Source organism: Roseibium sp. (assembly GCF_051016195.1).
Classification (GTDB): domain Bacteria; phylum Pseudomonadota; class Alphaproteobacteria; order Rhizobiales; family Stappiaceae; genus Roseibium.
Window position 1 is genome coordinate 4611663 of record NZ_CP134616.1, and the last position, 13180, is coordinate 4624842.

Genomic DNA, 13180 nt, shown 5'->3' on the forward strand with positions numbered 1-13180 from the left:
TGTCTGGTGAGTGTTTCCGGCTTCAGGTTTTGGGAGAGAGAAGATGGCGATTGAGGGGATTGGCGCACGCGCGCTTCGCAAGGAAGACAAGCGCTTCATCACGGGCAAGGGCCGGTATACGGACGACATGGTTCTTCCCGGGATGGGTCATGCGGCGTTTGTGCGGTCTCCGCATGCGCATGCGAAGGTGACGGGGCTTGATGCGAGCGCTGCGCTTGCGATGCCGGGTGTTGATGCGGTTCTGACGGGGGACCAGCTTGTCGGGGACGGGATCGGCAATCTGATCTGCGGCTGGATGATCCATTCCAAGGACGGCACGCCGATGAAGATGGGCGGCTGGCGGGCGCTTGAGCCTGAGGTTGTGCGCCATGTTGGCCAGGCTGTTGCGGTTGTTGTTGCCGATACGGCTGCGCAGGCGCGCGATGCGGCGGATGCGGTTGTTGTCGACTACGAGGAGCTTCCAGCTGTTGTCGATCCGGTTGCCGCGCTTGCGCCCGGCGCGCCGCAGGTGCATCCGGAGGCGGAAGGCAACCTGATCTACGACTGGGAGATCGGGGATGGGGCGGCTGTTGATGCGGCGTTTGCGGGCGCCGCGCATGTGACGAAGATGGAGATCCGCAACAACCGTCTTGTTCCGAACCCGATGGAGCCGCGGGCGGCGCTTGCCAGTTACGACGATGCGGAAGAGCATCACACGCTCTACACGACCTCGCAGAACCCGCATGTGGCGCGTCTTGTGCTGTCGGCGTTCTACAATGTGGCGCCGGAGCACAAGCTGCGTGTGATCGCACCGGATGTGGGCGGCGGCTTCGGGTCGAAGATCTACATCTACCCGGAAGAGATGGTGTGCCTTTGGGCGTCCAAGCGTGTGGGCCGCCCGGTGAAGTGGGTGTCGGACCGGACCGAAGCGTTCCTGACGGATGCGCATGGGCGCGACCACGTGTCGGAGGCGGAGCTTGCGCTTGATGCGGACAACCGGATTGTCGGACTTCGTGTGAACACGGTCGCCAATCTTGGCGCGTACATGTCGCTGTTCTCGTCGGCGGTGCCGACCTATCTTTATGCAACGCTCTTGTCTGGCCAGTACAACATCCCGGCGATCCACGCGAATGTGAAGACGGTCTATACCAACACGACGGCGGTTGACGCCTATCGGGGCGCGGGCCGTCCGGAGGCGACGTATCTTCTTGAGCGGATCATGGAGACGGCGGCGCGGGAGGTGGGGCTGTCGCCTGCGGACTTCCGGCGCAAGAACTTCGTGCGGGAGTTCCCGCACCAGACGCCGGTGATCATGTGCTACGACGCGGGCGACTATGACGTGACGCTGGATGCGGCGCTGTCGGCAGCCGACTATGCGGGCTTTGCGGCGCGCAAGGCGGAAGCGGCCTCGCGCGGCAAGCTGCGGGGGATCGGTCTTTCCTGCTACATCGAGGCGTGCGGGATTGCGCCGTCCGCTGCGGTGGGGTCGCTTGGGGCCGGTGTGGGTCTTTGGGAATCGGCCGAGGTGCGGGTGAACCCGGTCGGCACGGTGGAGGTCCTGACGGGGTCCCACAGCCATGGCCAGGGTCACGAGACGACGTTTGCGCAGCTGATCTGCGAGCGGTTCGGTCTTGACAGCGATGCGGTGTCGATCGTTCACGGGGATACGGACAAGGTCCAGTTCGGGATGGGGACCTACGGGTCGCGGTCCGGAGCGGTCGGCATGTCCGCGATCGTGAAGGCGCTGGACAAGGTGGAGGACAAGGCGAAGAAGATCGCGGCGCACCTGATGGAGGCGTCGGAAGGCGACATCCAGATCGAGGGCGGCGAGCTGAAGGTCGCCGGCACGGACAAGAAGCTGTCGTTCACGGAAGTGGCGCTTGCGGCCTATACGGCGCACAATCTTCCCGAAGGCATGGAGCCTGGTCTGAAGGAGGGGGCGTTCTACGACCCGTCGAACTTCACGTTCCCGGCGGGCACCTATGTGTGCGAGGTCGAGGTTGATCCGGAGACGGGCAAGACGGAGATCGTGAGCTTTGTCGCGGCCGACGACTTCGGCAAGGTGATCAATCCGATGATCGTGGAAGGCCAGGTTCACGGGGGTCTTGTTCAGGGGATCGGGCAGGCGCTTCTTGAGAACGCGGCCTATGACGAGAGCGGTCAGCTTCTGACGGCGTCCTACATGGACTACACGATGCCGCGGGCGGATGATGTTCCCTCGTTCAGCCTGTCGACGCACGAGACGCTTTGCCCCGGCAATCCGCTTGGAATGAAGGGGTGCGGCGAGGCCGGTGCGATCGGGTCACCGCCGGCCGTGATCAACGCGATCACGGATGCGATCGGGTCGAACGATCTGACGATGCCTGCGACGCCGGAGAAGGTGTGGCAGCTGTGCCGCTCGCAGGAGAAGCAGGCGGCCGAATAAGGTTGAAGAGAAACGTTCTTCGGGCAGGCGTTGCCTGCCCGCTCATCTGACATTGAGAGTTTGGGGAGACCCGTCATGTATGAAACAACCTATCACCGCGCCGGTTCGGTCGCTGACGCATCGGATCTGATGTCGAAGGCGGAGGACGGCAAGGTTCTTGGCGGCGGCCAGACGCTTCTGCCGACGATGAAGCAGCGTCTTGCGTCGCCGAGCGATCTTGTTGATGTGACGAAGATCGCGGAGATGAACGGCATCTGCGAGGGCGAGGGCAGCCTGTCGATCGGGGCTGCGACGACGCATGCGGAGGTTGCCGCTTCGGATCTGGTTCGCTCGAAGCTTCCGAGCCTTGCCGGACTTGCGGGCGGCATCGGCGATCCGGCTGTGCGGCACATGGGCACGATCGGGGGCTCGATTGCGAACAACGACCCGGCAGCGGACTATCCGGCGGCGCTGGTCGCGCTGGGGGCAACGGTGGTGACGAGCAAGCGCTCGCTCAGCGCCGAGGACTTTTTTGTCGGCATGTTCGACACGGCGCTGGACGAGGACGAGATCGTCGTGTCGGTGACGTTCCCGCTGATCGAGAAGGGGGCTTATGCCAAATACCCGAACCCGGCCTCGCGCTATGCCATGGCAGGGGTCTACGTGGCCCGGCACCTGGACGGCTCGGTCCGGGTTGCGGTGACCGGGGCGGGCCACTACGGCGTCTTCCGGGTCGACGGCATGGAAGCGGCACTGGCCGGCAACTGGTCGCCGGACGCGGTCGCCGCCATCAAGGTGGATGCCGGCTCCATGCTGCACGACATCCACGGCTCCGCCGCCTACCGCGCAAACCTCGTCACCGTCATGGCAAAACGCGCCGTCGAAAAAGCAGGCTGACAAAAGCTGAACCAATGTCATCCTTTGGAAAGCCCGGTTCGTAAACGAGCCGGGTTTTCTGTTTTTCCCGCGAATGCAACAAAAGACACGAACTAAGTGTGATATAGACGACGAAACAAGAACAGTGTTTGTGCTAAAACGATGAGTGAGTTTGGGAAAACCATATTTTTGGGCCCATAAAAGAACACAAATTCGTCTAATGGATGCATAAGGACGTAGTGTTGACCTGAAGATCGGGCGGCACGTTGCCGAAAGGCGGGACAGAGGTTTAAATGGCGGTATCAAATCAGCGGGCTCCCAAAACCGGCGGGCGACAGGAAAATCCTGTCGCAGTTGCTTTCCGGCCCATCCGGTCTGCATTCTGGGGCGTGGCGATCGTCAGTTTCGTCATCAACATCCTGATGCTCACCGGCCCGGTGTTCATGCTTCAGATTTATGACCGTGTCCTTGCGAGCGGATCCGTTCCAACACTCGTTGTAATCGGCTCCCTGGCCATCGTGCTCTACATGTTCTACGGCATTCTGGAAGGTGTTCGCGGACGCATTCTGTCCCGTCTTGGACAGCGCGTGGACGCAAGGCTGTCCGGCATCGTCTACAAGGTCTCCAACAGCTTGCCGGTCCGCCTGGGGCGCAAGTCGGCGCGGCTTCGTCCCGTGCAGGATCTTGATACGATCCGGCAGTTTCTGTCCGGACCCGGTCCGGCCGCCATCTTCGACATACCCTGGCTGCCACTTTATCTGGGTATCGTGTTCCTGTTTCACCCGCTCCTGGGTGTCGTCGGGCTCGCCGGCGCAATCATTATCTCGATACTGATTGTTGTGAACGAGTACATGTCCCGCGGACCGACAGAGGATGCCGCCGGTCAGTCAGGCCGAAGGACTGCGGTGGTTGAGAGCGGTCAGCGCAATGCCGAAGTTGTGGCTGCGATGGGCATGCAGTCGACCTTGACAGCCCGCTGGGATGCGCAGAACACGGAGTATCTGGCGACACAGCGCCGGGCCTCCGACACGACGGGTGTGTTTGGCACGGCGATCAAGACAATCCGCTTCATCCTTCAATCCGCGATCCTGGCTGTGGGGGCCTGGCTGGCGATTCAACAGGAAATCACACCGGGCGTCATGATTGCCGCGTCGATCATGACATCGCGCGCCCTGGCACCCATCGAGCAGGCCGTGGCCCAGTGGCGCGGTTTTGTTGCCAGCCGTCAGGCGTTGCGCCGTCTACGGGAGATTCTGCAGATCTCCGAAGCGGAAGAGCACAAGATGGATCTGCCGCAGCCTTCTAAAGGAATCACGGTCGAGCAGGTCTTTTGCGGCCCCTTCGGCGAGACGATGCCCTATGTCCAGAACGTCAGCCTGGATCTTCAGGCGGGAGACGGCCTGGGTGTCATCGGGCCTTCGGGATCGGGGAAATCGACCTTCGCACGAGCCCTTGTCGGGGTTACGACGCCGCTGCGCGGGGTCATCCGCTTCGACGGTGCCGAGCTCTCCCAGTGGGAAAGCAAGAAACGGGGCGAATTTATAGGCTATCTGCCGCAGGATCTGCAGCTCTTCGATGGAACGATCGCTGAAAACGTCGCCCGTTTTCGCGAAGACGCGGCACCGGAGAAAATCATCGAGGCGGCGAAACTGGCCGACGTCCACGAGATGATCGTCGCCCTGCCTGAGGGATACAACACGGTGATCGGCCGGAGCGGACGCTCTTTGTCCGCCGGCCAGCGGCAGCGTCTCGCTCTTGCGCGTGCGCTCTACGACAACCCGTTCCTTGTCGTTCTCGATGAACCCAATTCCAATCTGGATGCGATCGGTGAGAGTGCGTTGACCAACGCCATCAAAGCGATGCGAGAGAAAGGATCGATTGTCGTCGTGATTGCCCACAGACCCAGCGCGATCGCAACAGTCGACAAGATCCTGTGTCTCAAGGACGGCAAGATGGCTGGTTTCGGACCGAAAGAAGAAGTGCTGAGGCAAGTTGTTCAACCCGTTCAGCCCGTGCGTCAGGGAGCAGGAGCCGCCCGATGAAAAACTCAGATTCCATGAAGCAAGCGGCTGCAACCAATCCAGCCGACGAAGAGCTCAGCAAGACCGTACGCAAACATCTGTTCTTCTCCCTCTTTGTCACGATCTTCGTTGTTATCGGCATTGGTGGCTGGGCGACCTTTACTGAGATCTCCGGTGCTGTTGTTTCCTCCGGCACGGTCGTCGTGGAAAGCAATATCAAGCAGGTGCAGCACCGCGAAGGCGGCATCGTCCGCCAGATCAATGTCAAGGACGGGGATCTTGTGGGTTCTGGAGACCTTTTGCTCAGTCTCGACGACACCGTGACGCGGGCAAACCTTGCTGTCATCACCAAGCAACTGCGGGAACTGACGGCACAGGAATTGCGTCTGGAGGCTGAGCGCGACGAGTTAAAAGCTATTTCATGGCCTGAGGAACGTATTGAAAGCCTCGGCGATATCGAACGAGGCCAGCAGCTACTTCTCGAGGCGCGCCAGAACTCCAAGGATGGGCGCAAGAACCAGCTTGAGGAACAGATCCGCCAGTTCAACAAACAGTCCGAGGGGCTGGAGGCGCAGGTCACGGCGAAAGAATCCGAAATCGAGCTGATCAAGGAAGAGCTTGCCGATCTCGACGGTCTCTTGAACAAGCAGTTGGTATCCAAGAGCCGCGTGTCGGCGCTGCGCCGGGAACAGGCACGGCTATCGGGTGAATACGGCGATCTCATTGCACAGATCGCGCGGACCAAAGAGGCAATCAGCGAGCGTCAGATCCAGATCCTTCAGATTGAGGAATCCTACCGGGCCGAGGTGCTTGAGCAGCTTCAGGAAGCCCGCTCGCGCATCGCCCAGCTCGAGGAACAGAAAATCGCTGCCGAAGACGAATTGACACGTGTTGATATTGTGGCACCGCGTAGCGGGTTTGTTCACCAGCTCTCCGTTCACACGATCGGGGGCGTTGTTGCGCCAGGGGAAACGGTCATGCAGATCGTTCCGCGCGAAGACCAGCTTATCATCGAGGCGCAGGTTCAACCCGTTGATATCGATCAGCTTGCGCCAGGACAGGTAGCTAGGATCCGGTTTCCGAGTTTCGATCAGAGAACGACCCCAGAGCTGAATGCGAAACTTCTGACCGTTGCTGCCGACCTCACCCAGGACGAACGGACAGGCTTGAGCTATTACACCGCCAAACTGATCATCGACGATACCGAGCTCGAAAAACTCGGGTCCCAGACACTGGTTCCCGGCATGCCCGTCGAAACGTTCCTGCAGACAGGGGAAAGAACGGTGCTGAGTTACCTGGTGAAACCGGTGACAGATCAGATTGCGCATGCGATGCGCGAGCGGTAATTGCCGCACAGACGATTTAGACACGAGGGAGGCGAACCGGCCTCCCTTTTGGTTTTAAAGGACGAGCACGTCTACCATTGAGCCGGCCTTCAGCGCCGGGGCATGCGGCGGCCTGACGATCAGGGCTCCCGACCTTGCCAGGAGAGCAAGCATCGAACTGTCCTGTTTTGAAAAAGGTGTCGCAACAAGCCGCCCATCCGTATCTTCGTGCAACGTCGAACGTACATAATCCTGGCGCCGGTCGTTTTCGGGAATATCCTCCCCGAGGATGGCGTGCTTTGGAGCGGTCGCACCGGAAGCAGAACCCAGCATCCTGTGGATCAACGGCTTCAGGAACAATAGTCCGCAGACGAGACTTGAAACGGGATTTCCGGGAAGACCGAGGACCCTGGTGGTTCCGAGCCTGCCCGCCATCAGCGGTTTGCCCGGTCGCATGGCAATGCGCCAGAAGGCAAGGTCCATTCCTTCCTGACCAAGAACGTCCTGAACCAGATCGTGATCGCCAACCGACGCGCCGCCCAGGGTCACGAGTATGTCGGCTTTTTCCGTAATCGCCCGGCGAACATGATGTGCCAGTTCGACCGGGTCATCCGGTGAAATGCCGAGATCAAGCGGAAACCCGCCGCAATCTTCCACAAGACCTGCGATGCCGGCATGATTGGACGCTATGATCTGATCCGGACCCGGGTCAGCACCCGGCCGCACCAACTCGTCGCCGGTTGCAAGGATGGCAACCTTCGGCCGCCTGACGACCGGCAGTTCCGGGTGGTTCATGGCCGCCGCGAGTGCAAGGTGGCGATATGTCAGTTTCAGCGGAGGCTCCAGCAGAACCTGGTCTTCCTGGAAATCGAGACCGGACGGACGCACGAATGCGCCTTGAAGCGGAACTTCAAGCACCGTTATCTTGCTGTCTTCCCGCTCTGCATTTTCCTGGATGAGGATCGTGTCAGCCCCGTCCGGCAAGGGCGCGCCGGTGAATATGCGAACCGTCTGGCGGCTCTCCACACGTTCTGAATAGCCGTGACCTGCAGACGCTTCACCGATGACCTCCAGAACAGCACCGCCGGCGGAAATGTCCTGATACCGTACCGCGTAGCCGTCCATTGCGGACGCCGCAAAAGGCGGCTGCGTGCGCTTTGAAACCAGGTGCTGCGAAAGGACCCGGCCGTTTGCCTGCTCCAGTGGCACATGTTCGGTATCTATGGTGTCAACATCCGAAAGGAGCTTTTGCAGCGCCTCGGCAACCGGCATCAGGCTCATCAGGTTCCGCCTTCGCTGCCGTCTCTTTCGAGTGTCCAGTGCCCGGACTTCCCGCCAGCCTTTTCCACCAGGCGAATGTCGCCAATCACCATGCCGCGGTCCACGGCCTTGGCCATGTCATAGATCGTCAGACAAGTGAGCGAACAGGCGGTCAACGCTTCCATTTCCACTCCGGTCTGGCCACTGACCTTGGTGGTGGCGGTGACGACCAGTCCGGGCAATGTGTCGTCAGGTTCAATGTCCACCTTGACCTTCGACAGCATCAGGGGGTGACACAGCGGGATCAACTCATGGGTTTTCTTGGCAGCGAGTATGCCGGCAATCCTGGCGGTCCCGATCACGTCGCCCTTTTTCGCGTTGCCTGACCGGATGAGTTCGAGTGTCTCGGCACGCATTGTCACCGACCCGCGTGCGACCGCGATCCGGTGCGTGTTTTCCTTTTGCGAGACGTCCACCATGTTGGCAGCGCCCGCCTCATCCAGATGCGTCAGTCTTTGATCTTCCCCGGACATGAGGCCTCAGACCGTAGCCGAAACGGGTGAACGGGCAAGCAGGTCCCGGGTGGCTCCGGCGACATCGCTCTGGCGCATTAGGCTCTCTCCGATCAGGAATGTTGATATTCCAACCCTGTTCATCCTTGCGAGGTCGTCCGGTGTGAACAGCCCCGACTCCCCGACCACGATCCGGTCGGCGGGAACCTGCGGGGCGAGTTGCTCGCTGGTCTCGAGCCTTGTTTCAAAAGTCTTCAGGTTCCGGTTGTTGATGCCGAAAAGCCGTGACGACAGTTTGAGTGCGCGCTCAAGCTCTTCCTGATTGTGAACCTCCAGTAGAACGTCCATGCCGAGACTGAAGGCGGTGTCCTCCAGTTCTTTTGCAGTATCATCGTCCACGGCGGCCAGAATGATCAGGATGCAGTCTCCGCCCCACGCACGCGCTTCGTAGACCTGGTAAGGATCGTAGAGAAAGTCCTTGCGCAATGCTGGAAGCGACACCGCTTCTCTCGCAGCCGTCAGGAATTCGGGTCTTCCCTGGAACGATGGAGTGTCCGTCAGGACCGACAAACAGGCGGCGCCGCCGTCTTCATAAGCCTTCGCAAGCAGCGGCGGGTCAAAGTCTTCCCGGATCAGGCCCTTGGATGGGCTTGCCTTTTTGATTTCGGCGATCAGCGCCTGGTCTCCGGCTGCATGCTTTGCCTCGATTGCGCGCTCAAAGCCGCGGGGAGGTGCCTGGTCCGCAATCCGGTTCTTGAGATCTTCAAGAGATGTTGCGGCCTTGGACGCTGCGATTTCGTCGCGTTTGTAGGCTTCAATTTTCTGAAGGATGTCAGCCATGTTCCTACCCGTTTGATGCTGCAACCAGCTTTTCCAGCGTGTCGGCCGATGAGCCGTCGTCAATGCTCGCCACCGCCATTTCAACGCCTTCCTTCAGGTCTTTCGCCTTGTCGGCCACCATGAGGGACGCTGCCGAATTGACGAGGACGATGTCGCGATAGGCGTTCCTGGCACCGCCAAGGACCTCGCGCAGGGCGCTGGCGTTTTCGACCGGCAATCCGCCTTTCAGATCCTCGGCTCGGGCAAGGGGAAGACCCGCATCCTGAGGGGAAATCTCGAATGTGTTTACCGAACCGTCCTTGAGTTCGCTCACATAGGTCGGGCCGGTCGTCGTGATCTCGTCCATTCCGTCCGATCCGTGGACGATCCACGCCTTCTCGGAGCCGAGTTCTTTCAGGGAATGCGCCACGGGGTCGAGCCACTTTTTCGCAAACACGCCCACCATCTGGCGCTTGACCCCGGCCGGGTTCGACAGAGGACCAAGGAGGTTGAAGATCGTGCGCGTTCCGAGTTCCATGCGGGTCGGGCCGACATGCTTCATGGCCGCATGATGGAGCGGCGCGAACATGAAACCGATACCGGCCTTGCGAATGCAGTCGGAAATCTTCCGCGGCGCAATGTCGATATTCACCCCAAGCTCGGAAAGCGCTTCTGCCGCCCCCGACTTGGATGACAGGGACCGATTGCCGTGCTTTGCGACCGGCACGCCGCACGCCGCCACGACGATCGCCGTGCAGGTCGAGATATTGTAGCTGCCGGAGCTGTCGCCGCCGGTGCCGACGATGTCGATGGCATCAGCCGGTGCCTCGACCGTTAGCATCTTGGAACGCATCGTTGCGACCGCGCCTGTCACTTCCGCCGTGCTTTCGCCGCGTACCCGCAAGGCCATCAGAAAGCCGCCAAGTTGCGACGGGGTGGCCGAACCTGAAAGGATGACGTCAAACGCCTGTCTGGCTTCTTCCGGCGTCAGCGTCTGACCATCTGCGACCTTGGCTATGAATTCCTTGAATGTGGTCATGATCATCGTCCGTCCGCGTCACTGCTGGTTCAAACCAATCGCCTGTGCAATTCCGACCTGGTTGATCTCAACACCTGCCTCATTTTCCCTGTCGGAAATGAACTGTCCGAGCAGGGAATCGCGCATCTGTTGCGACAGCTGTTGGTTAAGAGCAGCGTTTTCCGACGCTCCGGCATCAAAGTCGGGGACGGAAACCTCAGCAACCTTGAAGACGATCACCTGACCATTGTCGGACACGGCGACAGCGCTTGTGCCGAGGGGTCCACCAAACACGGCCGTCATGGCTTCCGCATCGAAATCGCCCGAAGGCGCATTGCGCGTCAGATTTTCGGCGCGTTTGACTTCAAGCTCCGCTTCGCCCGCCAGTGTTTCCAAAGGTGTGCCGCCTTCCAGCCTCGTCCGGATCTCTTCGGCCCTTTCGCTCAGGCGCGTCTTCATCTGGTCGGCTTTCCAGGCTGCGATGACATCTTCCCTGACTTCATCGAGCGTCTGGTCGCGTTCCGGGATCACGTTGTCGACCTCGTACCAGAGGAAGCCCTGTTCGCCGAACGAGAGCACATCGTTTTCGATGCCGACGTCACTCTCAAACACGGCTGCGACGAGGCCTTCAGCTGCGGGAAGCTCGACATCGATGCCGGACGCGGACTTGCCGGACTGGTCGAAGGCCGCGAGCGTTTCGACCGGGAGGGAGAACCGCTCGCCGATCTCGTCCAGCAGCGCGCCGCCGGCGCGTGCATCTTCGACTTCGTCAAGCAGGTCGAGGATTTCCCGTTCAGCCTGCTCCGCCGCGAGATCCTGGATGATCTCGTCCTTGACCTCGTCGTACGGACGTGTGCTTTCCGGCAGAACTTCCTCGACATTCACGATGACGGTTGAGAACCGTCCTTCCACCGCACCGCTTGTCTCTCCTTGTCCAAGTGAAAAGGCCGTGTCGCCGAGCGTTTCATCAAGAAAGTCTTCCTTGGCCATGACACCGAGCGTGACGTCGTTGTTGCTCAGCCCGCGATCGTTCATCAGATCTTCAAAGGTCTTTCCTCCGTCCAGTTCGGCAGCGGCTTCTACGGCCGCTTCACTGGAAGGGAACGACATCTGGCGAACCTTGCGCCTTTCGGGCTGGAAGTAACGCTCGGCTCTTTGCTCGTATTCGTAGCGCGCGTCCTCTTCGGCAATGTCATCGGGTCTTGCGACCGTTTCCGGGGTCAGGGAAAGGATCTTGACTTCGCGAAACTCCGGCGCGCGGAAGTTGGCCTTGTTTTCGTCGAAGTACGACGTCAGTGCAGGGTCGGTCGGATCTTCAATTTCTCCAATGGTTTCATCCGTCAGGAGAACATAGTCGGCGCTGCGCGACTCGAACTGATAGGCTGAAAAGGCTTCCAGGTAGCTGACCGGGGCGGCGAAACTGCCGGCAATGCCTTCGGACAGTTGGTTGCGTTCTGCGGTCCTGCGACGCTGCACAACATATTCATCTTCCTGATAGCCGTAGGCGCGCAGGACCTGATCGAGCCGAGCCCGATCGTAGCTGCCGCCCGGGCCGCGAAAGGCGGGATCCGATTGGATCAGCGTAGCAAGACGTTCGTCGGAAACACCCAGCTTCAGGTCCTGTGCCGTGTTGCTCAGGGCAGCTTCCGCGATCAATCTTCCGAGAGCCTGCTGTGGAACACCAAGCGCAGCGCCTTCATCTGCCGTCAGCGGTCGTCCGAATTGCTGCGCAAGCCGGTTCAGATCCTGCCGGTAGGTGCGGTCGAACTCGAAGATGCTCACTTCGGTCTCACCGACTTTTGCTGCCGTGTTCTGGCCGAAGCCCTGCAGGAAGTCAGTGACGCCCCAGATGGCGAAACTAAAAATCAGCAATGCGATAAACAGTTTGGCAACCCAGGTGCCGGCGCCTTTGCGCAGTGAGTCAAGCATGAAGACTTCCGTTTTATTTTCTTGTTCAAGGCCGTTTCCGACGACGCTTTACCAGACCGCTCTGTCCGGGGCGGGCGGATCATAATGAGGTGGCGGCTTCCCCGCAAGACAGTCGCGAACAAAGTTCGAAGAAGAAGGAAAGTCCGCAAACCAAGGTGATTGCAACGTAGTTGCGCATCTGCTCTAAAAGCGCCAGTCCAATCACCGGGTATCTGGGAGACGAAAACAGATGAGCGCCAAGATCAAACCGCTTGTGGCCGGCAACTGGAAAATGAATGGGCTGCGCGCCAGCCTCGCCGAATTCCACAAGATGAAAGCCGGCTTGAGCGACGAGATGTCTGATGCGGTGGAAACCATGATTTGTGCCCCGGCGACACTTGTCGCCGCTCTTGCAGAAATCGCCGGTAAGGGCGCACCTGGCGTTGGCGGGCAGGATTGTCACCCTGCCGCTTCGGGGGCACATACTGGAGACGTCTCCGCCGAGATGCTCAAGGATGCGGGCGCCGGGGCGGTAATCGTCGGGCACTCCGAGCGCCGGACTGACCACGGTGAAACAGATGCCGATGTCAACGAAAAGGCCCAGGCTGCCTGGCGCGCAGGCCTTGTTGCGATCATCTGCGTTGGTGAAACCGAGACCGAGCGCAAGGCCGGGCAGGCGCTTGATGTGGTGAACTCACAGCTGGCCGGTTCTGTTCCCGACGGCGCGACGGCGGAAAACAGCGTTATTGCCTACGAGCCGGTCTGGGCGATCGGTACCGGTCTGACGCCAACCGCCGGAGATGTGGAGGAAATGCACACCGCCATGAGGAAGACGCTGACGGAGCGCTTCGGCGGCGAGGGAAGCGCCATGAAGTTGCTCTATGGCGGATCCGTGAAGCCGGCCAATGCGGCCGAACTCATGTCTGTCAGCAATGTCAACGGAGCGCTTGTCGGCGGAGCCAGCCTGAAGGCCGACGATTTCCTCGGCATCCTTGCGGCCTATTCCTGAGCGCTCTGCTCTTGAAGCTTTCGTCGCGAAGTCGCAATTGAAGGGTAGA

Annotated in this window: 10 protein-coding genes; 5 read left to right on the forward strand and 5 right to left on the reverse strand. The window is 60.2% G+C overall.

The genetic code is table 11. From position 1 onward, the window contains the following. Positions 1 to 43: 43 nt before the first annotated feature. The 4 genes from RDA78_RS21070 (at position 44) to RDA78_RS21085 (ending at position 6626) form a co-directional block, all read left to right on the forward strand. Positions 44 to 2404, forward strand: a complete 2361-nt coding sequence (locus RDA78_RS21070; RefSeq protein ID WP_434051744.1) for a xanthine dehydrogenase family protein molybdopterin-binding subunit — start codon at positions 44 to 46, stop codon at positions 2402 to 2404. A gap of 75 nt (positions 2405 to 2479) precedes the next feature. Then, positions 2480 to 3280 (forward strand): FAD binding domain-containing protein, encoded by an 801-nt coding sequence (locus RDA78_RS21075; protein WP_434051745.1) that lies wholly within the window; start codon positions 2480 to 2482, stop codon positions 3278 to 3280. A gap of 272 nt (positions 3281 to 3552) precedes the next feature. Beyond that, positions 3553 to 5301 carry a type I secretion system permease/ATPase gene (locus RDA78_RS21080; protein ID WP_434051746.1) on the forward strand — a complete coding sequence of 583 codons (1749 nt, stop codon included), beginning with the start codon at positions 3553 to 3555 and terminating at the stop codon, positions 5299 to 5301. Then, positions 5298 to 6626, forward strand: coding sequence for an HlyD family type I secretion periplasmic adaptor subunit (locus RDA78_RS21085; RefSeq protein WP_434051747.1), 1329 nt, complete (start codon positions 5298 to 5300; stop codon positions 6624 to 6626). Before RDA78_RS21080 ends, RDA78_RS21085 begins: the two co-directional genes overlap by 4 nt. A 54-nt stretch (positions 6627 to 6680) precedes the next feature. Here RDA78_RS21085 and RDA78_RS21090 read toward each other — a convergent pair whose 3' ends face one another. From RDA78_RS21090 to RDA78_RS21110, 5 genes are read right to left on the reverse strand one after another with little or no spacing between them, the layout of a single operon-like run. Beyond that, positions 6681 to 7886 (reverse strand): molybdopterin molybdotransferase MoeA, encoded by a 1206-nt coding sequence (locus RDA78_RS21090; RefSeq protein WP_434051748.1) that lies wholly within the window; start codon positions 7884 to 7886, stop codon positions 6681 to 6683. Then, the gene (gene moaC, locus RDA78_RS21095) at positions 7886 to 8398 is read right to left on the reverse strand and encodes a cyclic pyranopterin monophosphate synthase MoaC (RefSeq protein WP_434051749.1); all 513 of its coding nucleotides are present in this window, start codon (positions 8396 to 8398) and stop codon (positions 7886 to 7888) included. Before moaC ends, RDA78_RS21090 begins: the two co-directional genes overlap by 1 nt. Positions 8399 to 8404: 6 nt before the next feature. Further along, positions 8405 to 9217, reverse strand: a complete 813-nt coding sequence (gene trpC, locus RDA78_RS21100) for an indole-3-glycerol phosphate synthase TrpC (protein WP_434051750.1) — start codon at positions 9215 to 9217, stop codon at positions 8405 to 8407. A 4-nt stretch (positions 9218 to 9221) separates the two neighbouring features. Further along, positions 9222 to 10235, reverse strand: a complete 1014-nt coding sequence (trpD, locus tag RDA78_RS21105) for an anthranilate phosphoribosyltransferase (RefSeq protein ID WP_434051751.1) — start codon at positions 10233 to 10235, stop codon at positions 9222 to 9224. An 18-nt stretch (positions 10236 to 10253) separates the two neighbouring features. Further along, positions 10254 to 12143, reverse strand: coding sequence for a SurA N-terminal domain-containing protein (locus tag RDA78_RS21110; RefSeq protein WP_434051752.1), 1890 nt, complete (start codon positions 12141 to 12143; stop codon positions 10254 to 10256). Positions 12144 to 12372: 229 nt separating this feature from the next. Here RDA78_RS21110 and tpiA point away from each other — a divergent pair, with 229 nt between their 5' ends. Continuing rightward, positions 12373 to 13131: a triose-phosphate isomerase gene (tpiA, locus tag RDA78_RS21115; RefSeq protein WP_434051753.1), complete on the forward strand. Its 759-nt coding sequence runs from the start codon at positions 12373 to 12375 to the stop codon at positions 13129 to 13131. Positions 13132 to 13180: the final 49 nt, after the last annotated feature.

Coding starts and splice junctions, on each gene's coding strand:
- RDA78_RS21070 (WP_434051744.1), top strand. CDS start 44: ATGGCGATTGAGGGGATTGGCGCACGCGCGCTTCGCAAGGAAGACAAG.
- RDA78_RS21075 (WP_434051745.1), top strand. CDS start 2,480: ATGTATGAAACAACCTATCACCGCGCCGGTTCGGTCGCTGACGCATCG.
- RDA78_RS21080 (WP_434051746.1), top strand. CDS start 3,553: ATGGCGGTATCAAATCAGCGGGCTCCCAAAACCGGCGGGCGACAGGAA.
- RDA78_RS21085 (WP_434051747.1), top strand. CDS start 5,298: ATGAAAAACTCAGATTCCATGAAGCAAGCGGCTGCAACCAATCCAGCC.
- RDA78_RS21090 (WP_434051748.1), bottom strand. CDS start 7,886: ATGAGCCTGATGCCGGTTGCCGAGGCGCTGCAAAAGCTCCTTTCGGAT.
- moaC (WP_434051749.1), bottom strand. CDS start 8,398: ATGTCCGGGGAAGATCAAAGACTGACGCATCTGGATGAGGCGGGCGCT.
- trpC (WP_434051750.1), bottom strand. CDS start 9,217: ATGGCTGACATCCTTCAGAAAATTGAAGCCTACAAACGCGACGAAATC.
- trpD (WP_434051751.1), bottom strand. CDS start 10,235: ATGACCACATTCAAGGAATTCATAGCCAAGGTCGCAGATGGTCAGACG.
- RDA78_RS21110 (WP_434051752.1), bottom strand. CDS start 12,143: ATGCTTGACTCACTGCGCAAAGGCGCCGGCACCTGGGTTGCCAAACTG.
- tpiA (WP_434051753.1), top strand. CDS start 12,373: ATGAGCGCCAAGATCAAACCGCTTGTGGCCGGCAACTGGAAAATGAAT.